The sequence below is a fragment of the Vreelandella venusta genome (assembly GCF_044809155.1).
Taxonomy (GTDB): domain Bacteria; phylum Pseudomonadota; class Gammaproteobacteria; order Pseudomonadales; family Halomonadaceae; genus Vreelandella; species Vreelandella venusta_B.
This window is the reverse complement of the sequence record NZ_CP085241.1, coordinates 380,697-403,765: the sequence shown is the minus strand read 5'-3', so window position 1 is coordinate 403,765 and position 23,069 is coordinate 380,697. Positions and strand designations below refer to the sequence as shown.

The 23,069-nt window shown below is 54.7% G+C and carries 18 protein-coding genes and 3 rRNA genes; 8 read left to right on the top strand and 13 right to left on the bottom strand.

Translation table 11 applies throughout. The features are described from left to right. Positions 1 to 8: 8 nt before the first annotated feature. The 3 genes from mutY to LG301_RS01910 form a co-directional block, all read right to left on the bottom strand. Complete coding sequence (gene mutY, locus LG301_RS01920) at positions 9 to 1,106, bottom strand: A/G-specific adenine glycosylase (protein WP_404472933.1); 1,098 nt, start codon at positions 1,104 to 1,106, stop codon at positions 9 to 11. Positions 1,107 to 1,199: 93 nt separating this feature from the next. Then, a complete protein-coding gene (locus tag LG301_RS01915) occupies positions 1,200 to 3,533 on the bottom strand; it encodes an AsmA family protein (RefSeq protein ID WP_404472931.1) in 2,334 nt (777 codons plus the stop codon). Beyond that, entirely contained in the window at positions 3,534 to 4,016 is a 483-nt protein-coding gene (locus LG301_RS01910) for an acetyl-CoA sensor PanZ family protein (protein ID WP_404472929.1), read from the bottom strand. A gap of 205 nt (positions 4,017 to 4,221) precedes the next feature. Between LG301_RS01910 and hisB the strand changes: the two genes are divergently transcribed. From hisB to LG301_RS01885, 5 genes are read left to right on the top strand one after another with little or no spacing between them, the layout of a single operon-like run. Then, positions 4,222 to 4,815 (top strand): imidazoleglycerol-phosphate dehydratase HisB, encoded by a 594-nt coding sequence (hisB, locus tag LG301_RS01905; RefSeq protein ID WP_263066228.1) that lies wholly within the window; start codon positions 4,222 to 4,224, stop codon positions 4,813 to 4,815. 10 nt (positions 4,816 to 4,825) lie between these two features. Then, a complete protein-coding gene (gene hisH, locus LG301_RS01900) occupies positions 4,826 to 5,467 on the top strand; it encodes an imidazole glycerol phosphate synthase subunit HisH (protein ID WP_404472927.1) in 642 nt (213 codons plus the stop codon). Between the two features lie 11 nt (positions 5,468 to 5,478). Further along, the gene (gene hisA, locus LG301_RS01895; protein ID WP_404472925.1) at positions 5,479 to 6,225 is read left to right on the top strand and encodes a 1-(5-phosphoribosyl)-5-[(5-phosphoribosylamino)methylideneamino]imidazole-4-carboxamide isomerase; all 747 of its coding nucleotides are present in this window, start codon (positions 5,479 to 5,481) and stop codon (positions 6,223 to 6,225) included. After that, a complete protein-coding gene (gene hisF / locus LG301_RS01890) occupies positions 6,222 to 6,995 on the top strand; it encodes an imidazole glycerol phosphate synthase subunit HisF (RefSeq protein WP_404472923.1) in 774 nt (257 codons plus the stop codon). The genes hisA and hisF overlap by 4 nt, the downstream gene beginning before the upstream one ends. 9 nt (positions 6,996 to 7,004) lie before the next feature. Beyond that, entirely contained in the window at positions 7,005 to 7,511 is a 507-nt protein-coding gene (locus tag LG301_RS01885; RefSeq protein WP_404472921.1) for a hypothetical protein, read from the top strand. Between the two features lie 8 nt (positions 7,512 to 7,519). Here the strand turns inward: LG301_RS01885 and LG301_RS01880 are convergent, their stop codons facing one another. Continuing rightward, complete coding sequence (locus LG301_RS01880; protein WP_404472919.1) at positions 7,520 to 8,122, bottom strand: YjaG family protein; 603 nt, start codon at positions 8,120 to 8,122, stop codon at positions 7,520 to 7,522. Between the two features lie 111 nt (positions 8,123 to 8,233). Here LG301_RS01880 and LG301_RS01875 point away from each other — a divergent pair, with 111 nt between their 5' ends. After that, positions 8,234 to 8,926: a type 1 glutamine amidotransferase gene (locus tag LG301_RS01875; RefSeq protein ID WP_404472917.1), complete on the top strand. Its 693-nt coding sequence runs from the start codon at positions 8,234 to 8,236 to the stop codon at positions 8,924 to 8,926. Positions 8,927 to 8,955: 29 nt separating this feature from the next. On the opposite strand, the gene mnmH is transcribed toward LG301_RS01875, so the two are convergent. The 4 genes from mnmH to LG301_RS01855 all read right to left on the bottom strand — a co-directional run bounded on the left by mnmH (position 8,956) and on the right by LG301_RS01855 (position 13,067). Beyond that, the gene (mnmH, locus tag LG301_RS01870) at positions 8,956 to 10,047 is read right to left on the bottom strand and encodes a tRNA 2-selenouridine(34) synthase MnmH (RefSeq protein ID WP_404472915.1); all 1,092 of its coding nucleotides are present in this window, start codon (positions 10,045 to 10,047) and stop codon (positions 8,956 to 8,958) included. After that, positions 10,044 to 11,081 (bottom strand): selenide, water dikinase SelD, encoded by a 1,038-nt coding sequence (selD, locus tag LG301_RS01865; RefSeq protein WP_404472913.1) that lies wholly within the window; start codon positions 11,079 to 11,081, stop codon positions 10,044 to 10,046. The genes mnmH and selD overlap by 4 nt, the downstream gene beginning before the upstream one ends. An 84-nt stretch (positions 11,082 to 11,165) precedes the next feature. Further along, complete coding sequence (radA, locus tag LG301_RS01860; protein ID WP_404472911.1) at positions 11,166 to 12,536, bottom strand: DNA repair protein RadA; 1,371 nt, start codon at positions 12,534 to 12,536, stop codon at positions 11,166 to 11,168. A gap of 81 nt (positions 12,537 to 12,617) precedes the next feature. After that, complete coding sequence (locus tag LG301_RS01855) at positions 12,618 to 13,067, bottom strand: copper resistance protein NlpE N-terminal domain-containing protein (RefSeq protein WP_044630451.1); 450 nt, start codon at positions 13,065 to 13,067, stop codon at positions 12,618 to 12,620. Between the two features lie 192 nt (positions 13,068 to 13,259). Here LG301_RS01855 and hisC point away from each other — a divergent pair, with 192 nt between their 5' ends. Beyond that, positions 13,260 to 14,321: a histidinol-phosphate transaminase gene (gene hisC / locus LG301_RS01850; RefSeq protein WP_404472909.1), complete on the top strand. Its 1,062-nt coding sequence runs from the start codon at positions 13,260 to 13,262 to the stop codon at positions 14,319 to 14,321. A 155-nt stretch (positions 14,322 to 14,476) separates the two neighbouring features. Here the strand turns inward: hisC and rrf are convergent. From rrf to ilvC, 5 genes are all read right to left on the bottom strand, one after another. After that, positions 14,477 to 14,592, bottom strand: a 5S ribosomal RNA gene (gene rrf, locus LG301_RS01845). A 133-nt stretch (positions 14,593 to 14,725) separates the two neighbouring features. Continuing rightward, positions 14,726 to 17,616, bottom strand: a 23S ribosomal RNA gene (locus tag LG301_RS01840). A 293-nt stretch (positions 17,617 to 17,909) separates the two neighbouring features. Beyond that, positions 17,910 to 19,442 (bottom strand): 16S ribosomal RNA (locus tag LG301_RS01835). The 16S, 23S and 5S rRNA genes sit together here, the layout of an rRNA operon. 451 nt (positions 19,443 to 19,893) lie before the next feature. Beyond that, positions 19,894 to 20,781, bottom strand: a complete 888-nt coding sequence (gene pssA, locus LG301_RS01830) for a CDP-diacylglycerol--serine O-phosphatidyltransferase (RefSeq protein WP_404472907.1) — start codon at positions 20,779 to 20,781, stop codon at positions 19,894 to 19,896. 146 nt (positions 20,782 to 20,927) lie between these two features. After that, positions 20,928 to 21,944, bottom strand: coding sequence for a ketol-acid reductoisomerase (gene ilvC, locus LG301_RS01825; protein WP_404472905.1), 1,017 nt, complete (start codon positions 21,942 to 21,944; stop codon positions 20,928 to 20,930). A gap of 194 nt (positions 21,945 to 22,138) precedes the next feature. Here ilvC and ilvY point away from each other — a divergent pair, with 194 nt between their 5' ends. Further along, positions 22,139 to 23,026, top strand: coding sequence for an HTH-type transcriptional activator IlvY (gene ilvY, locus LG301_RS01820; RefSeq protein WP_404472904.1), 888 nt, complete (start codon positions 22,139 to 22,141; stop codon positions 23,024 to 23,026). The last annotated feature ends 43 nt before the right edge of the window (positions 23,027 to 23,069 follow it).

Genomic DNA, 23,069 nt, shown 5'->3' with positions numbered 1-23,069 from the left:
GAGGGGCATTAGCGTGACGGCCCTGGCGTTGGGTCTAGCGTAAACGGGGCAAGCTGGCTAAGCAGCGCTTTTACCGGTGCTGCTAAGCCTAGCGAAGGCGGATCGTTAACGTCATACCATACGCCTTTTTCTCTTATCCCCCCTAGCCTATCGCAAGTGACCGGCTGTGGCGTAATGGCTAGCCGAAAATGGCTAAAGGTATGAGTAAAAGTGGGAAGCGCTGAGTGGCGTGTTGGTGTAACCACATTATCGTCCAGCCAGTCATTCAGTGCTTGTGGGTGCTCAAACTGCGGCAGACTCCATAAACCTCCCCACAAACCGCTCGGTGGCCGCTGCTCTAACCATACCCGCCCCTCTCTATCGCGCAACATCAGCATAATGGTGTGACGTTGGGGCAGCGCTTTTTTAGGCTTGGATTCAGGGAAGCGCTGCGGCTCGCCTTGGGCGTAGGCACGGCAAACGTCGTTAAAGGGGCAGATCAAGCAGTCTGGCTTGCTGCGCTTACACAGCGTTGCGCCAAAATCCATCATTGCCTGGGTAAAATCAGCCAGTCGCGTATCAGGCGTGTAGTACTCGGCAAGTGACCATAGCTGACGCTCTACCGCAGGCTTGCCCGGCCATCCGGCAATGGCATGAAGGCGAGTCAGCGAGCGCTTTACGTTACCGTCTAAAATGGCGGCTCGCTGACCGGTGCTTTGAGCAATAATGGCACCTGCAGTAGAGCGTCCGATGCCGGGCAGCGCCATCAGCGTTTCAACACTGTCAGTAGGCAGCTCACCGCCGTATTCTTCCATCGCTACTTGGGCCGCCTTGTGCAAGTTGCGCGCCCGCGCGTAGTAGCCAAGCCCCGTCCAAAGATGCAGCACCTCATCTTGGGGTGCGTTGGCTAACGCCCCTAGGGTAGGGAAGCGGGCCATAAAACGTTCGAAATAGGGAATCACCGTCGTTACTTGGGTTTGCTGCAGCATAATTTCAGACACCCACACGCGGTAAGCGCTACGTGGCGACTGCCACGGCAAGTCGTGACGACCGTGCTGATCGAACCAGTTGAGCAGACGGCGTTGAAACGTTTCTGCCGCTAGGCACGGCGTCGGTGCATCAGCCATACGAATTCCTTGGAGCAATAACGATGAAAAACGCCGGCAGGGTTAGGGCCGGCGCGGTATAGGTTGCTTTTCTACAAAGGGTCGTTTGAAAGCTTAATCAAACAGACGGCGAATACCGTCACGAAGCTCCTGGCCTGCCCCCTCCCCTAGGCGCTCGTCAATACGGTCGAGGGAGTCGCCTAGCCGCTCTTCTAGCTCTTCCGACACTCGGCCGCTGGCCTCATCACGCAGCAGGCCGACTATCGAAGACTGGAAGGCGTCACGGTCAAAGCGGCACCATTGAGCTTTATCATCGCCTACGTGGCCTTCACATAGCACCGGCAGAGGCAACTCTGTTAAACGTGGATTCACTTGGCAGGCAGCATCGGCAGTGTCTACCAAGCGCGCATTTGCACGAGTGAGGAAATTCATGCTCGTAAGATCGAACTCGCCTTCACCTTGGACGTTAATCCCTGGCAGCGTGATCAACAGGTCATCGCTGGTGATCAGGCCATTGCGCACATTCAAGGTGGCGTCAAAGCGCTCAAAACGAGTATCGGAATGCCAATCGCGCAGCGTCCCTTCGCCCTCTAACTGAGCGACAAGCTCGCACATTTCTTGTGAAACGTTGGTGTCTAAAATGGCACCGTCGTTTAGCCTTGCAGTTAACTGGCCGTTAAGATTGCTTGCCAATATCTCGTGGGTGTTACCTTGGGTGGTCAGCGCGCCCTCCAAAGTAAACCGCCCGCGCAGCGGTGACTCCTCTTCACTAAAGGTTTCAATAAGCGGTGCAACCTGAACGTTGTTAACCTGGGGGGAGAGCTGCCACTGGAGAATGCTTTCGCTGGCATCAATACGCCCGGTGGCGCTAAGTTCTCCGCCGTAAAAGCGCGATTCGAACGCCGATAGCTCATGAACGCCATCGGCACCGCGTAGCTGTAGATGCGGTTCGTCAAACGTGAGTCCTGCCAGTTGAAGCTGGCCAAGCTGCAGATCACCTTCTAAAGACAGCGTGCTTAGCCACTCCTGAGGCAGCAGCACACTCTCTGTTTGCGCAAAGGCGTTACGCAGCAGCCCCCGGCTGGCCTGCTGGGCGGTCACTCGTCCCGGCAGATAGTGATCCAAGTTGAGCTGGTCGCCGTCTAAATCAAAACGTAGCTGTGTGGCATCAAGCGCCGCAGATGCGGAGCCTGTGAAGGTGCTGCTATCCACCACTAACGAGAGACGTGGCAGAGAAATTTGCTGCCTATCACCCTCAACGGGGCTTGTCATCGCCACATCGCTGAGCGCCGCTTCATTGGTGGTATTTAGCGCTATACCGGCCCGTGAGAGCCAAGGCCGCAGAGTGAAAGGCGCCGCGTTCAGCTGGCCACTGTACTGCGGGGCATCCAAAAATTGTTCGACATTTAGATGGCCACTCACCCGTAAGCCATCGGGCCCGGTCAGCTGAGCATCTTTTATCTGGACCGTTTGCGCGCCCCAGTTACTCTCAAGGCCAAAAGCCAGCGAAAGCGCCAGGCTACCTTGCCAATGCTCGGGGTGGCGCAGCCCTGCCTCTAACACTCCTTCTTCAATCGTGAGCTGCTGATCACCTATGCGGGCCACCATTTCCGACGCTTTGAGGCTTAACTGCTGAGGGTCGCTCTCTCCTAAGCGTTGCGTTCGCGTCGTCAGCTGGGTGCCTTCAAACACTAATTGCTCGTCCTGCAAGCCTAAACGAAGACGCGTTTCAAGGTTCACTTCGCTGGTCAGATCCGGCGCACGCTCCGATGTCTCTGTATCTAAGCGATTATGCTTTGTCAGAGTAAACATCGTTTTTAAGGGAAAAGAGCGCACGGGATTAACGTTGCTTCCTGAAATATTCAGCGGCTGCAAACGCCAAAGCGCTTGGCTTTGCTCATCCCGGAAGCGTATATCGGCCCCTTTAACTTCTACGTTGGCAATATTAAGCACCACGGATAGGCTGCCCGCATCGGCATGAGGGCCAGCGCTGGCTGGCGCCAGCACCGTTTCAGCAGCGTCGTTATCTTGCTCGGCCAAGCGCTCTAACAGCGGCTGCCAGTTACCCTCGCCTTCTGCATTGCGCTCAAGATTGAGACGCATACCGTCAAGCGTTAACCCGTCGACGGCAATCTCACCTCTTAGTAAAGGCGCAAAGGCAACACTCACTTCAGCTCGTTCAATAGCGGCAAAGGCAGCATCATCGGGCAACTGCTCTGGCAGCCACGCGCGCGCGCGCTCAACACTAACGCCAATACGAGGGTAGAACGACCAGGTAATCGGGCCATCAAGAGAGAGGTTAAGCCCAGTCTGCTCTTCCACAACAGCGGTCAAACGAGGCTTAAAGTCCTCAGGATCAAGAAAGGTAGTGACATACACCACGGCGGCCACTGCTGCGATGGCGAGAATACCAATTGCGGCCAGTAAAATACGTAATAGATGTCTCATTTACCCTTTTCCTTGTGGGTCTAGCTCAACAAAATCACTGGTGGCTGGGGCGCCTGGCGCAGCGGCCTGATCATTAGCCACTGGTCGGTAGCCCATCTTGGAGAGCAGCACGCGGTCAGCAAGCGGAAGCGTTGTGGTCGCAATACGCAACACACTGCCCTGCTGCTTGGCTTGCTCGCCTAACAAGGCCATTAAGCGCGTACCCACGCCTCGACGCCGAGTTGTTTTGCGCACACACAGCTCGGACAGCCACCACGCACGATCCGCCGCTTCCTGAACGGCTACAGCTCCTAACAAGCGGTCGTTGAAGTGTGCGCAGGCAAAAAAACGCGGCTCTTTTAGATACTGTTCTATAAAAGGCATGACCGATGGGGCGGGCATACGTTCTTGGGGGGCATCTTCATAAATGCGTACCAAGTCGATCCGCACCTGCTCTTCAGCTTCCCAACGGGCCTGGTCGACATACTTCAGTGTCACCGGCATGGTGAAATCCTCTTTGCCATTGCAGCAAGGCTGCTATTCTACCGCCGTGAAAAGCGGTTACATTTCGCGCATTGTAGCGGATGGGGCCGCCGATTCTCTATAATGCTCGCTTTGGCCGCAGGTTATGCCTTGATTATATGGCGGTGAAGTCGCCTACTAGCCACTAACACCCCCTCAGAGTGCGCCCCAGCGCAGGAGATGCAACATGTCAGCGCGTATTGCCACGGTAAGCCGTGACACCAACGAAACGCAGATTACGGTCAGCGTCAACCTTGACGGTGAAGGCCGCCTCCGCTGTGAAACAGGCGTCCCGTTTCTTGACCACATGCTTGACCAAGTGGCGCGGCATGGGATGGTAGATCTCGATATTCAGGCCAACGGGGATCTGCATATCGATGATCACCACACGGTGGAAGACCTGGGCATTACCCTAGGCCAAGCTTTTCACCAGGCAATCGGTGATAAGCGTGGCATTTATCGCTACGGTCACGCCTATGTGCCGTTAGATGAAGCACTTTCGCGGGTGGTAATCGATTTTTCTGGCCGACCAGGGCTTTTCATGAATGTCGACTTTACTCGAGATACCATTGGCCGCATGGAGACCCAGCTCTTCTGGGAGTTCTTCCAAGGCTTCGTCAATCATGCGCGTGTCACGCTGCATATCGACAATCTAAAAGGCTTTAATGCTCACCACCAGGCTGAAACTATTTTCAAAGCCTTTGGGCGAGCGCTGCGCATGGCGGTGGCAGAAGACCCACGCATGGCGGGCCAAATGCCGTCGACCAAGGGAAGTTTATAAGGAGCGCTTCATGACCATTGCGGTAATCGATTATGGAATGGGCAACCTGCACTCGGTAGCCAAGGCGCTTGAACACGTCACCCATGAAAATGTCATTATCACCCGTGACCCGCGGCGGATCCTCGGCGCCACGCGCTTGGTACTTCCTGGCCAGGGCGCGATTCGCGACTGTGTGGGCGAGCTTGAGCGCACCGAACTGCGCGGCTTAGTTGACGATATTCTTAGCCGCCAAGCCAAGCCCCTGCTGGGCATCTGTGTTGGTCAGCAGATGCTGATGGAGCGCAGCGAAGAGAATGGTGGCGTTGACTGCTTAGGCTTTTTTCAAGGTAGCGTTGACCGCTTCCCAGCCAATATGCGCGACGCGCACGAGCAGCGACTGAAAGTGCCTCACATGGGCTGGAATCTAGTAGCCCAGCATCACGACCACCCGCTGTGGGAAGGCATTGACGATAATGAGCACTTCTATTTTGTTCACAGCTACTACGTCAATGCGGCGGACGATGCACAAGTGTTCGGCACCACCCAGTACGGTAAGGTTAATGCCCACGTAGCGATTGGCCGCGATACTACCTTTGCCGTGCAGTTCCACCCGGAAAAAAGCTCCCGTGCAGGCCTTCGTCTGCTGGAAAATTTTGTCACCTGGACGCCCTGAGAGGTTTCATTATGTTGGTAATTCCCGCGATTGATCTCAAAGACGGCCAGTGTGTTCGTTTAAAGCAAGGCCGCATGGAAGACTCAACCTCTTATGGCGACGACCCTGTCGCCATGGCGGCGCGCTGGGTAGAAGCGGGCGCAAGACGCCTACACTTAGTTGACCTCAACGGCGCCTTTGAGGGCAAACCGGTCAACGGCGATGCGGTGACGGCCATTGCCCGCGCCTACCCCCAGCTACCTATTCAAATTGGCGGCGGCATTCGCACGGCAGAGACCATTGAGCACTACCTGAGCGCCGGGGTTTCTTACGTCATCATCGGCACCAAAGCGGTCAAAGAGCCTGAGTTTGTCAGCGAAATGTGTCGTGCCTTTCCCGGCCATATTATTGTGGGCTTAGATGCAAAAGATGGCTATGTGGCCACCGACGGCTGGGCGGAAGTCTCCACTATTAAAGCGACAGAGCTGGCCAAACGCTTTGCCAACGACGGCGTTTCCAGCATCGTCTATACCGATATTGCCCGTGACGGCATGATGCAAGGCGTTAACGTTGAAGCGACCGCCGCACTTGCCCGCGACGGCGGCCTGCCGGTGATTGCCTCAGGCGGCGTGACGAACCTGGATGACATTCACGCGCTGTGCAACGTGGCCGATAGCGGTATCTTAGGCGCCATCACCGGCCGCGCCATTTATGAAGGCAGCCTGGATGTCGCAGAAGCTCAGCGCTTAAGTGACCAACTGACGGGAGGCCAGCAATGAGTTTAGCCAAGCGCATCATTCCCTGCCTGGATGTGGATGCTGGGCGCGTAGTGAAAGGCGTGAACTTTATTGGCATCCGCGATGCAGGTGACCCCGTTGAAATTGCTCAGCGTTACAACCTCCAAGGCGCTGATGAAATCACGTTCTTAGACATTACCGCTAGCCATGAAGACCGTGCCACCACGGTAGATATGGTGGAGCGTATCGCAGGCGAGGTATTTATACCCCTCACTGTCGGCGGCGGCATCCGCACCTGTGACGATATCCGCACCATGTTGAACGCTGGCGCTGACAAGGTCTCCATCAACACTGCCGCGGTGACTAACCCTGAGTTTGTCCGCGAGGCCGCTGAGCGCTTTGGCAGCCAGTGCATTGTGGTGGCTATTGATGCCAAAAAGGTTTCCAAAGACGGCGAACCCGATCGTTGGGAAATTTTCACCCATGGCGGGCGGCGTTCCACTGGACTGGATGCCGTTGAGTGGGCCCAAAAGATGGTCGACTTTGGCGCAGGCGAACTGTTGCTCACCAGCATGGACCGCGATGGCACCAAGATTGGCTTTGACCTGGGCGTTACTCACGCGATTTCCGAGGCAGTGAGTGTTCCGGTGATTGCGTCAGGCGGGGTAGGCAATTTAGATCATCTCGTAGACGGCGTGCTCAAAGGCGGTGCTGATGCGGTACTCGCAGCCAGCATTTTTCACTTTGGCGAGCACACTATTCCAGAAGCTAAACGCTATATGGCGGAACGCGGCATCGAAATGCGGCTCTAGGAGTTTGTCATGCCCCGCGTTTATCCATGGATAGGAGGATGGGTAGGGATTTGGTTGAGCGCATCTGCTTCCGCCTTGTCTCTGCCCGACTGGCCCCCCAAACTGGAACTTGATCATACCCTGGTACAAACCAGCCTATTAACGCGCCACTTTTCTCCCGACCCAGAGCATACCGATCAGCAAAATTTGGTCAGCATTGAACTGCATAACCCTGATGATTGGCTCGCCGGAGCAGCGTGGTTTAAAAACTCCTTCGACCAGCCAACGTGGTATTTTTATGCGGGTCGAGAATTTCCCCTAGGGCAGCTAGGGGATGCTATTAATGTGCGCGCTAAACTAACAGGCGGGCTACTACGCGGTTATAAGGGCGAATACCGCGATAAAATTCCCTTGAACCAATATGGCATTGCGCCCGCTTTGCTACCTAGCATTGGCCTACAGTGGGGGAGTTTTGAGTCGGATCTGATCGTTTTTGGCACGGCTGGCATGATGGTAACAGCCGGTTGGCGCTTTTGATGAATCGGCTACTCGTCTTCTTCATTAAGCGACAATCCTAAGTTACTGATGCCACCGTTGCGGCCCAACTGGCGAATCTCTTTCAATGAGGCTTTGGTGATGGGTTCGCTCACGGCATCGAGCACTGCATCCTGATAGTTGTTCTCATCGGCCATTAGCGGGTGATCACGAATAATCAGTGCAAGCGCCTGAGCGTCCTCTTCACCTTCGGTAAGCTCTATAAAGGCGCGAACCCCAGCCCGCGAGGTACGGCTAACATCCAGCACGGCCTCAACGGACTCACCCTGCAGGGTGTCCAACAGTGCAGACACCGAGACGACAGCATCTAAGGCCCGGCGGGCGCCAAAGCTATCGTCCTCTTCCGGTGGCTCACATTCGGCGAGCTTCTCTGCTTGGCGGGCAAAGTCGATACTTGCATTAGGTACGCTTAGCCGCTCCCATACTAAACTAAGCACTGTACGCAAGGTGTGGCTATCGCCATGGCCCGTGGTTTGCTCGTACAGCGCATAGTTAGGCAATAGCCGCTCACAAAGTGCGGCCATAAAGGCTTGTTGAGCGGGCAGCGGCAAGAGTTGCAGACGCTGATAAAATCCAAGAGGTTTAGCCACCATGCTGATTTCCTGATTCACGATATTGGTGAAATGAACGCGATACGTTATCGTCATATAGTTGCGGCGGAAAGACTCACCGCCGTTGATTTATCGGCCGTCGAGGAGATTATCATGCATATTCATCTGCTACAGCACGGCCCTGAACACGGTCCCGCCCGTTTAACCGACTGGCTAGAGAGCATGGGCCATAGTTACACCGTTTTTCATCTCTATGAAGGCGAACTTACGCCACGTTTAGGTGAGTGCGATGCGCTCATTGTACTCGATGGCCCCGAACAGTTGTTAAATGCGCCGCCGCGATGGTTTAAAGCTGAGAATAAACTGATCAACCGCTATTTGGATGGCCAAAAACCCCTGCTGGGGATCGGTTTGGGAGCGCTTTGGACAGCGGAGGCGCTAGGGGCGGTCGTGGCGCCCGGCACCTACCCTGAAACGGGTTGGCACCAGATCACCCTGGCTCCGGAAAGCAGCATTGATTTGCCGGAGCAGTTCGAGGCGTTTCTGTGGCATCGCTATGTATTCAGCCTACCGGATGAGGCGCTGCCCTTGGGGGGTAGCGCGGCGGCACCGTTACAGGGGTTCTCATGGGATGCTGGTCGTGTAGTGGGCCTGCTATGCCATTTAGAGGTAACACGCGCTAGCGTAGAAGCACTGCTTGAACATGCACAGCGCCCACTGCCAAGAAGCGGAGCGACTGGCTATTTTATCCAAACTGACCAACAAATATTTGAAGATCCCGCCCGCTTTTTACGCTTAGCGCCACTGCTTGATCGCGTCATGACTCAGTGGCTGAAAGCCGCCTAATCACTTGCTACAACCAACCCAGCACCTTACTACGCCATTCCCCACTGCTTAGCGGCTTCTAAACAGCTCTCCCAATCCCCCACATGCAGCTCAACAGGTGAGCTGCCGCGTTTTTTTTCAAGGTGATAACGATAAAGGGGGTCGTAATACTCGGTGAGCAGTGGGGCAAGCCACGCTTCGTGCGCCTGAATATTCCCGGCGGCATGAGCTTGGAAAGCCATGGCCTGCAGGCGCTGTAGGCGCTGCAAGCGGGCATTACCCAGACGCTTTGCAAGCCGCTCTAAGGCATTAGCTAGCTGGCGCTGCATGCGCTGCCACCCCTCCTGCGGGCCAAAGCGGTCGGCGTAGCCCCGCTCTAGTGCTTCAATATAGTCGCGGCGCAGCTGATCAAGCCGCCAATCCAACGGCATTTCGATGCGAATACGCGGCGCACGCTCTAATGCATGCCAAAAATCGAGCGGAATGTTGGCATGGCCTATCTGGCGAGACTCATCTTCCAGCACAAGCTTACCCGCCTGGCCTATTAAACGCTGGCCCAGCGCGTGCTCAAAGTCGATTTGCGTGGTGGGATCATTCGGCTGCCGCCCAAACGCAGAGCCTTTATGATTAGCGCAGGCTTCTAAATCAATCCCGTTGGGCAGTTGATTGATCAGCTTCGTTTTAGCGCAGCCCGTCAGCCCTGCCACCACCAACATAGGTTGACGAGCGGCTTCATCAATCCGCTGGCAAAGCCGCTGGCGTAGCGCTTTCCAACCGCCCTCAATACGCGGTCGGTCATGCCCAGCATCGGCAAGCCACTGCTGGGCAATTTGTGAGCGCAGGCCACCACGAAAGCAGTAGATAATCGCCTCCGGGTGCTGAGCTAAATAGCGCTGCCACGCGGCAACACGCGCTTGCTTTACGTTACCGCTGACCAATTGCTCACCGAGCGCGATGGCAGCCTGCTGTCCTCGCTGCTTGTAGGCAATGCCCACCTGGTGGCGCTCTTCATCCACCATCAGCGGTAGGTTGACCGCCCCCGGCAGGCTGCCTTGGGCAAATTCTACCGGGGCGCGTACATCAATCAGCGGCGTTTTTGCAGCGACTAACTCAAGCGTTGCGGGTACCGTGGGTAGCGTCATCCAATCATCTCTATCAGCGCTTCGCCTTGCGCCGCTTTCATTTCACCAAAGGGAGTGAGCGTTAAGCCATGGTCACGGCCAATGCGCTCTACATCGTCTTCCCAGGCGGGATCAACGCTGATCAAAAGCCCACCGGAGGTTTGCGGGTCGCACAGCCACTGCCAGTGCGCCTCGTCCATCGCGGGCAGCATGGCACCCAAGGCGTCGCGGTTACGTAGCGTGCCTCCAGGCACTGCCCCTTGGCGGCGATAGCCTTCCGCTTCAGCAAGCCGTGGCAAGCGGCGAAAATCAACGTGGGCCATGACACCGCTGGCGCTGCACATCTCGGTTAAATGACCGGCTAAGCCAAACCCCGTGACGTCGGTCATCGCGTTGACGCCTTTCACCTTGGCCAAATCAATGCCAATGCTGTTGGCCTTGAGCATCGTTTCACGGGCCAGACCGTGATGCCCAGCTTCTAGCAAGCCGCGCTTTTCAGCGGTGGTCAATAGCCCAACGCCCAACGGTTTGGTGAGAAACAGCAGGTCGCCGGGTTTGGCTTGGCTATTAAGCTTTAAGTGCTCAAGATCAACCAGCCCATTCACTGCTAGGCCAAACATCGGCTCTGGAGCGTCGATGGAGTGGCCGCCGGCCAGGGCAATCCCCAGCTCACGGCAGACCGCTTGAGCACCCGCCACCACGTCACCCGCAATTTCAGGGCTAAGCTTATCCAACGGCCAGCCTAAAATACCTAGCGCCATAACCGGCGTGCCGCCCATGGCGTACACGTCACTAATGGCGTTGGTCGCGGCGATACGACCAAAATCAAAGGGATCATCAACAATAGGCATAAAGAAGTCGGTCGTTGCAATCATGCCGCGACCGTCCCCCAAATCATACACGGCGGCATCTTCACGCCCTTGGTTACCTACAATGAGCCGCTTATTGCCAGCCCCTGGCCCAGCCTTCGCCAGAATACCGTCCAGTACATCAGGAGCGATCTTGCAGCCGCAGCCTGCTCCGTGGCTATATTGGGTTAACCGAATCGTACTCATGATGCCTCTCCTTAATTCTTGTACGTAATCCGTTCTTACTTAGAGCCGCTTTCAATAACGCCACCACGTTTAGCATAGCTTACGCTACAGCGCTTCCAGGGCATCGCTCAATTTATCGACAGGGATAACCTCCATCCCTTTGGGTGCCTGCTTGGGTGCATTTGCCCGTGGCACAATAGCGCGTAAAAAGCCATGTTTGGCAGCCTCTGCAATGCGCTCTTGGCCGCTGGGCACCGGGCGAATCTCGCCAGAAAGGCCAACCTCGCCAAACACCACCAGCTCTTTCGGTAAGGCACGGTTTTGTAGGCTGGAGACCACCGCGAGCAGCACCGCTAGGTCGGCACTGGTCTCCAGCACTTTCACCCCACCTACTACGTTAAGAAAGACATCTTGGTCGCCTGTGAACAATCCACCATGGCGATTTAATACAGCGAGCAGCATAGCTAAACGGTTTTGATCGACCCCAACGGCAACACGGCGGGGGTTGCCCAATGCTGACTCGTCCACTAGCGCCTGTACTTCTACCAAAATAGGCCGGGTGCCTTCCCACACCACCATCACCAAGCTACCCGGCGCTTGCTGTTCAGGGCGAGAAAGAAAGATCGCACTGGGGTTTTTCACTTCTTTTAGGCCTTGCTCAAGCATGGCGAACACACCCAGCTCGTTCACTGCACCAAAGCGATTTTTTTGCCCCCGCAGAGTCCGAAAGCGTGAGTCGGCACCGCCTTCCAACAGCAGCGACGCATCAATCATATGCTCAAGAACTTTGGGCCCAGCGAGGGTGCCATCCTTGGTGACGTGGCCCACGAGTAGCAGCACGGTATTGGTTTGCTTAGCAAAGCGAGTAAGCGCAGCGGCGGATTCACGCACCTGAGCCACGCCACCCGGCGCTGAACTAATGTCTTCCAGATGCATGGTTTGAATGGAGTCGATCACTAAGATTTCGGGCTTTTCACGACCGGCAACGGCAAGAATAGTTTCGACGCTGGTTTCAGCCAGCATTTGCAGCCCGTTAGTAGGTAACTGCAGACGGTGTGCCCGCATCGCCACTTGAGAAAGCGACTCTTCACCGGTGACGTACAAAATACGGCGCTGCTGAGCCAGTTTGCAGGCCGTTTGAAGCAGCAGTGTAGATTTACCCGCTCCAGGATTACCCCCCAACAGCACTGCAGAGCCTGGAACTAAACCACCGCCCAAGACCCTGTCAAACTCGGCAAAGGTCGAGGTCAAGCGTGGCACTTCGCTGAGATCCACATTGCTAAGATCGACAACATCCCGAGATAAGTCACCCGCGTAACCGCTTCTGCCAGTGGCTGCACCGCTACCAGGCCGCGCGCTGGCCAAACGAATCTCGCTTAGCGTATTCCACTCTTGGCAGCTGCTGCATTGACCCTGCCACTTTCGGTACTCCGCACCGCATTCAGTACACACAAAAGCACTCTTAGCTTTCACCACCGCCGTGTTGCTCCTATCGCGTTCTTTACAAACAGAAAAACAAAAGGCGGCCAGTGGCCGCCTTTGAGCGTTACGAGCGTGTTATTGACGCTGCAGTTGCAGCATCTCGCCATTTTCAAAACGACGACGCTCAGGGTCGATCAGCTCAAGCGTGCGCTCATCGATACGCTGGAAGTAGTAGATCTGGCCGTCGCCGTTTGGCGTTAGCTCATATACCGTGGCATCTGGGTCAGAGGGGGTTCCGGTCAGCACTTCCCAGTTACCGGCATAGTTTTCATCTGGCGGGGTTTGGGGGTGATTACGGTAGGTGGCATCCAGCGTGAATGTACGCTCTTCGGGGGCGCTCATTTCTTCGCCTACCAACGTGACATCCAGGTCAATGCCGTCACAGTTACGACAAGGCAGGGTGCCCTGATAGTTAGCCTGTGATGCGGTCATGCCTGCATCCTCGCGCTGATCTGTTGGGCCAGCGGCACAGCCCGCCAACAGTGCCAACATAGCCGAGCCGGCTAGCAAACTCCTAAATTGCATTGGGTGTCTCCTTATCGTGTTGGACATACTTTTTTCGCGCGCTTATGACAGCATAACCGCTACAAGGTGCAACGCACACCCCCCGCTAGGTTTGATAAAAGGTTACGCTGCTTCCGAGAGCAGAATGCTTGCGCTCTGACAGCCGTCAGGCGACCATGGTGTTATCACCGCTAGGATAATCAGGTTACCCTTATGAGCCAATACTGGAGTCCTGCCGTTAGGGCATTAACCCCTTATGTGCCAGGCGAGCAGCCTCGTGAACGCGTTATTAAACTCAATACCAACGAGAACCCTTACCCGCCTGCTTCAGGCGTCAGCCAGGCGCTGCGCGAGTATGCTACTGACCACCTGCGCCTTTATCCTGACCCAACGTCAAAGGCGCTACGTGAAGCCCTTGCCACAACCTATGGCGTAAGCGTAGAGGAAACATTTGTCGGCAATGGCTCTGATGAAGTTCTAGCTTTTGCTTTCCAAGCGTTCTTCTGCCACAACGCGCCGCTGGATGTGCCCTCCATTACTTATAGTTTTTATCCAGTATATGCCAACTTGTACGGCGTGGAGCTACGCAAACATCCGTTAGATAAAAACTGGGAAGTCGATATTGATGCCCTTGCCAGCGCTTCTCAGCGTAGTGGCGTCGTTTTTGCTAATCCTAACGCCCCCACCGGACACGCTCATTCTCTCGAGGCTATCGAAGCACTGCTCAAGCAGGTAACCGATCGCGTGGTGTTAGTAGATGAAGCGTACGTGGACTTTGGCGCGGAGAGCGCGGTGGCACTGGTTGGTCGCTACCCGAATTTGCTGGTCACTGGAACCTTCTCCAAATCCCGCAGCTTGGCAGGTTTACGCTTAGGCTACGCCATTGGATCGCCCGAGCTGATTGAGGGGCTACAGCGAGTGAAGGACTCGTTTAACTCCTACCCAGTGGATAGCTTGGCGAGTTTAGTGGGTATTGAGGCACTTAAAGATGTTCAGCATTTTAACGCCTGCCGGGATCACGTAATCGCTACCCGCGAGCGTACCCGACAGCGGCTGGAAGGGCTCGGTTTTGAAGTGCTGCCTTCTAAAGCAAATTTCCTGCTGGCCCAACACCCCCACTTTGCAGGTGCACAGCTGTTTGCAGGCCTTCGCGAGCGGGGAATTTTAGTCCGCCACTTTAATACTGACGCCCTTAACAACTTTCTGCGTATTTCTATCGGCACTGATGATGAGATGGATAGCTTTATCGAAGCGCTAGAAGCCCTTTGCAGTTGATAGCTTATCTAGTTCTCTGAACGCTTAAACGCAAAAACCCAGCCATATGACTGGGTTTTTATTTCGCTTGATCTTTTAGACAGTTTTCTTCGGCACAACTTTCTTCGGCGCAACAAAAAACCCAGCCGGTTGGCTGGGTTTTTTGTTCAATAAGTGCCTGACGATGACCTACTCTCGCATGGGGAGACCCCACACTACCATCGGCGCTAAGCGGTTTCACTGCTGAGTTCGGCAAGGGATCAGGTGGTTCACGCTCGCTATGGTCGTCAGGCGTAACGGGTAATGTACATCATGCTGGGGCGTCATTGACGTGTTTTGTGATCGTCTCTTGTCAGCAAGCGCTTTGGCTCACTGCTGCGTATCCGGTTTTCGTTATCACTACGACCAGACCCCTTGGGTGTTATAGGGTCAAGCCTCACGGGCCATTAGTACACGTTAGCTCAACGCCTTGCAGCGCTTCCACACCGTGCCTATCAACCAGCTGGTCTCGCTGGGCCCTTTAGGAGGATCAAGTCCTCGGGGATGTCTCATCTTGAAGGGGGCTTCCCGCTTAGATGCTTTCAGCGGTTATCCTGTCCGACCATAGCTACCCGGCAATGCCACTGGCGTGACAACCGGAACACCAGAGGGTCGTCCACTCCGGTCCTCTCGTACTAGGAGCAGCTCTTCTCAAACATCCAACGCCCACGGCAGATAGGGACCGAACTGTCTCACGACGTTCTAAACCCAGCTCGCGTACCACTTTAAATGGCGAACAGCCATACCCTTGGGACCGACTTCAGCCCCAGGATGTGATGAGCCGACATCGAGGTGCCAAACACCGCCGTCGATGTGAACTCTTGGGCGGTATCAGCCTGTTATCCCCGGAGTACCTTTTATCCGTTGAGCGATGGCCCTTCCATACAGAACCACCGGATCACTAGAACCTGCTTTCGCACCTGCTCGACGTGTCTGTCTCGCAGTCAAGCACCCTTATGCTCTTGCACTCATTGCACGATGTCCGACCGTGCTGAGGGTACCTTCGTGCTCCTCCGTTACTCTTTGGGAGGAGACCGCCCCAGTCAAACTACCCACCACACACTGTCCTCGATCCGGATAACGGACCTGAGTGAGAACGCCAATGATGCCAGGCTGGTATTTCAAGGTTGGCTCCACCCGAACTGGCGTCCGGGTTTCAAAGCCTCCCAGCTATCCTACACAGGCAACATCAGCGTCCAGTGTGAAGCTATAGTAAAGGTTCACGGGGTCTTTCCGTCTAGCCGCGGGTACACCGCATCTTCACGGCGATTTCAATTTCACTGAGTCTCGGGTGGAGACAGCGTGGCCATCATTACGCCATTCGTGCAGGTCGGAACTTACCCGACAAGGAATTTCGCTACCTTAGGACCGTTATAGTTACGGCCGCCGTTTACCGGGGCTTCAATCAAGAGCTTCGTCCGAGGACTAACACCATCATTTAACCTTCCGGCACCGGGCAGGCGTCACACCCTATACGTCCTCTTACGAGTTAGCAGAGTGCTGTGTTTTTACTAAACAGTTGCAGCCACCTGGTATCTTCGACCGGTTCGGGCTTAGAGAGCAAGTCTCATCACCCTACGCCGGCGTGCCTTCTCCCGAAGTTACGGCACCATTTTGCCTAGTTCCTTCACCCGAGTTCTCTCAAGCGCCTTGGGATTCTCACCCTGACCACCTGTGTCGGTTTGGGGTACGGTCGCACATGATCTGAAGCTTAGAGGCTTTTCCTGGAAGCGTGGCATCAGTGACTTCCTGACCGTGGTCAGTTCATCTCGTGTCTCGGCTTTAAGGTGCCGGATTTTCCTAGCACCTCGGCCTACTCACTTTCACCAGGACAACCAACGCCTGGCTCACCTAGCCTTCTCCGTCCCCCCATCGCAATCATGTCCGGTACGGGAATATTGACCCGTTTCCCATCGACTACGCCTTTCGGCCTCGCCTTAGGGGCCGACTCACTCTGCTCCGATTAGCGTCGAACAGAAACCCTTGGTCTTCCGGCGAGGGAGTTTTTCACTCCCTTTATCGTTACTCATGTCAGCATTCGCACTCGTGATACCTCCAGCGAACTTCTCAATTCACCTTCATCGGCTTACACGACGCTCCTCTACCGCTCATCCATAGGATGAACCCGTAGCTTCGGTACCTGGTTTAGCCCCGTTACATCTTCCGCGCAGGCCGACTCGACTAGTGAGCTATTACGCTTTCTTTAAAGGATGGCTGCTTCTAAGCCAACCTCCTAGCTGTCTGAGCCTTCCCACATCGTTTCCCACTTAACCAGGATTTGGGGACCTTAGCTGACGGTCTGGGTTGTTTCCCTTTTCACGACGGACGTTAGCACCCGCCGTGTGTCTCCCACGCTCATACTCGCCGGTATTCGGAGTTTGCCTCGGGTTGGTAAGTCGGGATGACCCCCTAGCCGAAACAGTGCTCTACCCCCGGCGGTAATACGTGAGGCGCTACCTAAATAGCTTTCGAGGAGAACCAGCTATCTCCGAGCTTGATTAGCCTTTCACTCCGATCCACAAGTCATCCAAATCTTTTTCAACAGATCCTGGTTCGGGCCTCCAGTTGATGTTACTCAACCTTCACCCTGCTCATGGATAGATCGCTCGGTTTCGGGTCTATATCCAGCGACTGTGTCGCCCAGTTAAGACTCGGTTTCCCTACGGCTCCCCTAAACGGTTAACCTCGCCACTGAATATAAGTCGCTGACCCATTATACAAAAGGTACGCAGTCACAGAACAAGTCTGCTCCTACTGCTTGTACGCACACGGTTTCAGGATCTATTTCACTCCCCTCTCCGGGGTTCTTTTCGCCTTTCCCTCACGGTACTGGTTCACTATCGGTCAGCCAGGAGTATTTAGCCTTGGAGGATGGTCCCCCCGTCTTCAGTCAAGGTTTCTCGTGCCCCGACCTACTCGATTTCACATACGCAGATTTTCGACTACGGGGCTATCACCCGCTACGGCCGTGCTTCCCAGCACGTTCGTCTAATCAGTTGCATGCTTAAGGGCTGCTCCCCGTTCGCTCGCCGCTACTAGGGGAATCTCGGTTGATTTCTTTTCCTCAGGGTACTTAGATGTTTCAGTTCCCCTGGTTCGCCTCCTACACCTATATATTCAGTGCAGGATACTCAGCTTATGCTGAGTGGGTTTCCCCATTCAGAAATGCCCGGGTCACAGGTTGTTTGCCACCTCGCCGAGCCTTATCGCAGGCTACCACGTCTTTCATCGCCTCTGGCTGCCTAGGCATCCACCGTGTGCGCTTCATTGCTTGACCCTATAACCCGAAGGAGTCTGGTATCTCGCAATGATAACGATTGCCGGATACGCTTGAGACGTATCACAAAACAATTACGTATAAACACTTCGAAGAAGTATTTATGTCAGCATGATATACATTGTTAAAGAGCGACTGCTATGCGCAGTGATAAGCGTTCTTTCACGTTAAAAAAAGAGAAAAGACCTTTTTTTCTTTTAATGTGAAAAAAGCATTCGCTTATCACTGCGTATCAACAGCATTCTGATCAGGTAATTCATTGTGAGCGCTTACCGCGAGAGTGATGCATCGTTTAAGGAGGTGATCCAGCCGCAGGTTCCCCTACGGCTACCTTGTTACGACTTCACCCCAGTCATGAACCACACCGTGGTGATCGCCCTCTTGCGTTAGGCTAACCACTTCTGGTGCAGTCCACTCCCATGGTGTGACGGGCGGTGTGTACAAGGCCCGGGAACGTATTCACCGTGACATTCTGATTCACGATTACTAGCGATTCCGACTTCACGGAGTCGAGTTGCAGACTCCGATCCGGACTGAGACCGGCTTTTCGGGATTAGCTCACTCTCGCGAGTTGGCAACCCTTTGTACCGGCCATTGTAGCACGTGTGTAGCCCTACTCGTAAGGGCCATGATGACTTGACGTCGTCCCCACCTTCCTCCGGTTTGTCACCGGCAGTCTCCTTAGAGTTCCCACCATTACGTGCTGGCAAATAAGGACAAGGGTTGCGCTCGTTACGGGACTTAACCCAACATTTCACAACACGAGCTGACGACAGCCATGCAGCACCTGTCTCTGCGTTCCCGAAGGCACCAAGTGATCTCTCACAAGTTCGCAGGATGTCAAGAGTAGGTAAGGTTCTTCGCGTTGCATCGAATTAAACCACATGCTCCACCGCTTGTGCGGGCCCCCGTCAATTCATTTGAGTTTTAACCTTGCGGCCGTACTCCCCAGGCGGTCGACTTATCGCGTTAACTTCGCCACAAAGTGCGCTAGGCACCCAACGGCTGGTCGACATCGTTTACGGCGTGGACTACCAGGGTATCTAATCCTGTTTGCTACCCACGCTTTCGCACCTCAGTGTCAGTGTCAGTCCAGAAGGCCGCCTTCGCCACTGGTATTCCTCCCGATCTCTACGCATTTCACCGCTACACCGGGAATTCTACCTTCCTCTCCTGCACTCTAGCTTGACAGTTCCGGATGCCGTTCCCAGGTTGAGCCCGGGGCTTTCACAACCGGCTTATCAAGCCACCTACGCGCGCTTTACGCCCAGTAATTCCGATTAACGCTTGCACCCTCCGTATTACCGCGGCTGCTGGCACGGAGTTAGCCGGTGCTTCTTCTGCGAGTGATGTCTTTCCTAATGGGTATTAACCACTAGGCGTTCTTCCTCGCTGAAAGTGCTTTACAACCCGAGGGCCTTCTTCACACACGCGGCATGGCTGGATCAGGCTTGCGCCCATTGTCCAATATTCCCCACTGCTGCCTCCCGTAGGAGTTCGGGCCGTGTCTCAGTCCCGATGTGGCTGATCATCCTCTCAGACCAGCTACGGATCGTTGCCTTGGTGAGCCTTTACCTCACCAACTAGCTAATCCGACATAGGCTCATCCAATAGCGGGAGCCGAAGCCCCCTTTCTCCCGTAGGACGTATGCGGTATTAGCCTGGGTTTCCCCAGGTTATCCCCCACTACCGGGCAGATTCCTATGCATTACTCACCCGTCCGCCGCTCGTCAGCATCTAGCAAGCTAGATCTGTTACCGCTCGACTTGCATGTGTTAGGCCTGCCGCCAGCGTTCAATCTGAGCCATGATCAAACTCTTCAGTTTAAAATCATTGTGATGCTTACTCGTCACCCGAAGGTAACAAAAGCGCATCAAACTTGGCTCAAGGTTCAAACGAATTCATTCAAACTTTCGTTCTCATGACCGCTTGCCTTGATATTTGGTGATTTATCACCCTCATCGGCAAGCGCCCACATGAATTACCTGATCAAATTGTTAAAGAGCTGTTTCGCTGTGCTGGCTCGGTGACCTGAACCGTGTTGCCTCAGCGAGGAAGGCGTATTCTACGCACTTCCTGGTGGTTGTCAACCGCTGTTTTCAGTGACTGAATTCAGCGAACGAGGCGAGCCATACAACCGCTCTAACCTATTGACAAACCGAAGGTTTTCACCTTCATACACCGCTGGTAACGCTTGGCGTCCCCGGCAGCGGATGCGTACTTTACGGATTCGCGGCCGGGTTGGCAAGGGCTAATGTGAAAAAGTTTTCAAAAAGGTCAGTGTTTCGGTTTTGCCTTACGCATAACAGCGAGTACCGGCCCGGAACACACATAAGCTGCAAACAGCAGCAATAGCATCACTGAAGGCTCTACTGAAATCATTACAAACCCTAGCACGACAGCGAGCAACACCACGAAAGGCACCGGCTTTTTGAAGTCCAGGTCTTTAAAGCTGTAGTAGCGAATATTACTGACCATTAGAATGCCGGCCGCACCCACTACCACCAGCATGAGCAGCTTATAACCGAACGCATCGGCATCGAAGCTATGGAATGTCCAAACACTCGCAGCAACTAAAGCAGCCGCAGAGGGGCTTGGCAAACCAATGAACCACTTTTTATCAGCACTACCGATCTGGACATTGAAGCGCGCTAAGCGCAACGCAGCGCAGGCGACATAAAGAAATGCGACGACCCATCCAGTTTTGCCGATATCTTGCAAAATCCAGGTAAAGGCGACCAGTGCAGGCGCCATCCCAAACGAGATCATGTCTGCAAGGCTGTCGTACTCCGCGCCAAACTCACTTTGTGTATTGGTCATGCGCGCAACACGCCCATCTAGGCCGTCCAGCACCATGGCAATAAAAATAGCCACTGCGGCCGACGTGAACTCACCGTTAATCCCGGCGATAACGGCAAAAAAGCCAGAAAAGAGTGCGGAGGTCGTGAACAGGTTGGGCAATAGATAGATGCCTTTACGGCGTATCTTCTTGCCATCTTCGACGGCCTCCTCAACAACCTCGGTTTCACGCAAAAATGCGGCGGCGAGATCTTCATTGCCGACAACATCGTCTTTTGACGATGCTTGCTGAGAGGACTCACCGCTGGCCGACGTTTCGGAAAGCTGCGTAGTTTCGTGCTCTTGATCGCGAGCATCCTGGGTCATAAGTGTCATCCATTTGAAGTGAAGTCACATAAACAGTGATCTCTTCACATTCTACACGGTGACGCCCAGGCAGCCAGCCAATTGCCATGGACGACGAAAAACGCCCCAAGGCAGGGCCTCGGGGCGTTAGCAGTTCAGTGAACTGATTAGTTTTTGGACTTATCGACCAGCTGATTGGCAGCAATCCACGGCATCATACCGCGCAGCTTGGCACCTACCTGCTCGATTTCGTGCTCAGCGTTTAAACGACGACGCGCTGTCATCGACGGGTAGTTAGTGTTGCCTTCCTGGATGAACATCTTCGCGTATTCACCGGTCTGGATACGCTTGAGCGCATTGCGCATAGCGGCACGCGACTCATCGTTGATCACTTCAGGGCCAGTCACGTACTCGCCATACTCTGCGTTGTTAGAGATGGAGTAGTTCATGTTGGCAATGCCGCCTTCATACATCAGGTCAACGATCAGCTTAAGCTCATGCAGACACTCGAAGTAAGCCATTTCCGGTGCGTAGCCAGCTTCTGTCAGCGTCTCGAAGCCCGCTTTTACCAGCTCAACCGCGCCACCGCACAGTACCGCTTGCTCACCGAACAGATCGGTTTCGGTTTCGTCTTTGAAGGTGGTTTCGATGATACCACTGCGGCCACCGCCTACACCGGCAGCATAGGAGAGCGCCAGCTCTTTGGCACTGCCAGATGCATCCTGGTGAATTGCGATCAGATCGGGAATACCGCCGCCTTTAACGAACTCAGAACGAACGGTATGGCCCGGCGCTTTCGGCGCGATCATGATCACGTCGAGGTCTTTGCGCGGCTCAATCTGGTTGTAGTGAATGTTGAAGCCGTGGGCGAACGCCAGCGTCGCGCCTTCTTTCAGGTTCGGCTCTACTTCTTGCTCGTAGATAGCTTTTTGGTTTTCGTCCGGTGCCAGGATCATGACCACGTCAGCGGTTTTGCACGCTTCAGATACGCTCGCTACCTTCAAACCAGCCGCTTCTGCTTTCGCTGCCGACGAAGAGCCTTTGCGCAGTGCCACAGTGACGTCAACGCCAGACTCTTTCAGGTTGTTGGCGTGGGCATGCCCTTGAGAGCCGTAACCAACGATGGTGACTTTTTTGGCTTGGATCAGGGACAGGTCGCAATCTTTATCGTAATAAACGTGCATGGCGAGACTCCAGAAGTCGTTGATATCAAATTTTTATAGCGTATAGGTCAGCGTTGATGGCCACCCGTGCCGTCTTTTGCAGCACTGGGATTCGGCGTTGAAGTCACTCTACGACAGTACGACCGTTGCGTAAAACGCTATGTTTGCAACATACTATTTCATATTATGAAATTACGCCTAGGATGTCGGTCGTTATGGATTTTCGCCTACTCAAGCACGTGGTCACTCTGGCCGACACACTGCACTTTGGCCGCGCCAGCGAGCTGTGCCATATCAGCCCCTCGACGCTCAGCCGCTCGATTCAGCAGGTGGAGAGCGAGCTGGGTACGCGCCTCTTTGAGCGCGACAATCGTCACGTCACACTGACCCCACAAGGCATCACCTTCCAACGCTATGCCAAGGAGACGTTAGAGCAGTGGGAAACCCAAAAGCGCACCCTTTCGGCAACCTCGACACAACTCAGCGGCGACATCAGCATTTACTGCTCTGTCACCGCAAGCTATAGCTTTCTGTATGAGTTATTAAGCGATGTGCGCACACGCCATCCCGGTATTGAATTAAAACTGCATACCGGTGATCCCGCCGATGCGATGTCACGGGTCTTAGAAGGCGCAGACGATATGGCGATTACCCCTCGCCCGCGTATTCCGCCTAGCGCGCTGGCCTTTAAGTCACTGACCCGATCACCACTACTGTTCATTGCCCCCACCGAAACCCACCCGTGGCTGCCGCCACAGCCAGAAAGCTCTACCGCTGAGCAGTGGCAGCACGTGCCGATGATTTTGTCGGAAGCGGGGCTTTCCAGAGAGTTCGCTAATACGTGGTTCAAAGCGATGGGCATTTCTCCGCGCATTTATGCCCAGGTAGCGGGTCACGAAGCCATTGTCAGTATGGTGGGGCTAGGCTTTGGCGTGGGCGTGGTGCCCAAAATTGTGCTCGATAACAGCCCATTAGCCGAGCGTGTTCAGGTGCTGAACGTGAAACCGGAACTACCGCACTACGATGTAGGGCTTTGCGTACTCAATCGGCGGTTAAAAAACCCGATCATTGATGCTTTTTGGGCAGCGGTAAACGCGCGCTAACGTGTTGAATAACAAACTTCGCGCATAAAAAAGCCGCCCAACA

Excerpts from the sequence above, each read along its gene's own strand:
- mutY (WP_404472933.1), bottom strand. The coding sequence starts at position 1,106 with ATGGCTGATGCACCGACGCCGTGCCTAGCGGCAGAAACGTTTCAACGC.
- LG301_RS01915 (WP_404472931.1), bottom strand. The coding sequence starts at position 3,533 with ATGAGACATCTATTACGTATTTTACTGGCCGCAATTGGTATTCTCGCC.
- LG301_RS01910 (WP_404472929.1), bottom strand. The coding sequence starts at position 4,016 with ATGCCGGTGACACTGAAGTATGTCGACCAGGCCCGTTGGGAAGCTGAA.
- hisB (WP_263066228.1), top strand. The coding sequence starts at position 4,222 with ATGTCAGCGCGTATTGCCACGGTAAGCCGTGACACCAACGAAACGCAG.
- hisH (WP_404472927.1), top strand. The coding sequence starts at position 4,826 with ATGACCATTGCGGTAATCGATTATGGAATGGGCAACCTGCACTCGGTA.
- hisA (WP_404472925.1), top strand. The coding sequence starts at position 5,479 with ATGTTGGTAATTCCCGCGATTGATCTCAAAGACGGCCAGTGTGTTCGT.
- hisF (WP_404472923.1), top strand. The coding sequence starts at position 6,222 with ATGAGTTTAGCCAAGCGCATCATTCCCTGCCTGGATGTGGATGCTGGG.
- LG301_RS01885 (WP_404472921.1), top strand. The coding sequence starts at position 7,005 with ATGCCCCGCGTTTATCCATGGATAGGAGGATGGGTAGGGATTTGGTTG.
- LG301_RS01880 (WP_404472919.1), bottom strand. The coding sequence starts at position 8,122 with ATGGTGGCTAAACCTCTTGGATTTTATCAGCGTCTGCAACTCTTGCCG.
- LG301_RS01875 (WP_404472917.1), top strand. The coding sequence starts at position 8,234 with ATGCATATTCATCTGCTACAGCACGGCCCTGAACACGGTCCCGCCCGT.
- mnmH (WP_404472915.1), bottom strand. The coding sequence starts at position 10,047 with ATGACGCTACCCACGGTACCCGCAACGCTTGAGTTAGTCGCTGCAAAA.
- selD (WP_404472913.1), bottom strand. The coding sequence starts at position 11,081 with ATGAGTACGATTCGGTTAACCCAATATAGCCACGGAGCAGGCTGCGGC.
- LG301_RS01855 (WP_044630451.1), bottom strand. The coding sequence starts at position 13,067 with ATGCAATTTAGGAGTTTGCTAGCCGGCTCGGCTATGTTGGCACTGTTG.
- hisC (WP_404472909.1), top strand. The coding sequence starts at position 13,260 with ATGAGCCAATACTGGAGTCCTGCCGTTAGGGCATTAACCCCTTATGTG.
- pssA (WP_404472907.1), bottom strand. The coding sequence starts at position 20,781 with ATGACCCAGGATGCTCGCGATCAAGAGCACGAAACTACGCAGCTTTCC.
- ilvC (WP_404472905.1), bottom strand. The coding sequence starts at position 21,944 with ATGCACGTTTATTACGATAAAGATTGCGACCTGTCCCTGATCCAAGCC.
- ilvY (WP_404472904.1), top strand. The coding sequence starts at position 22,139 with ATGGATTTTCGCCTACTCAAGCACGTGGTCACTCTGGCCGACACACTG.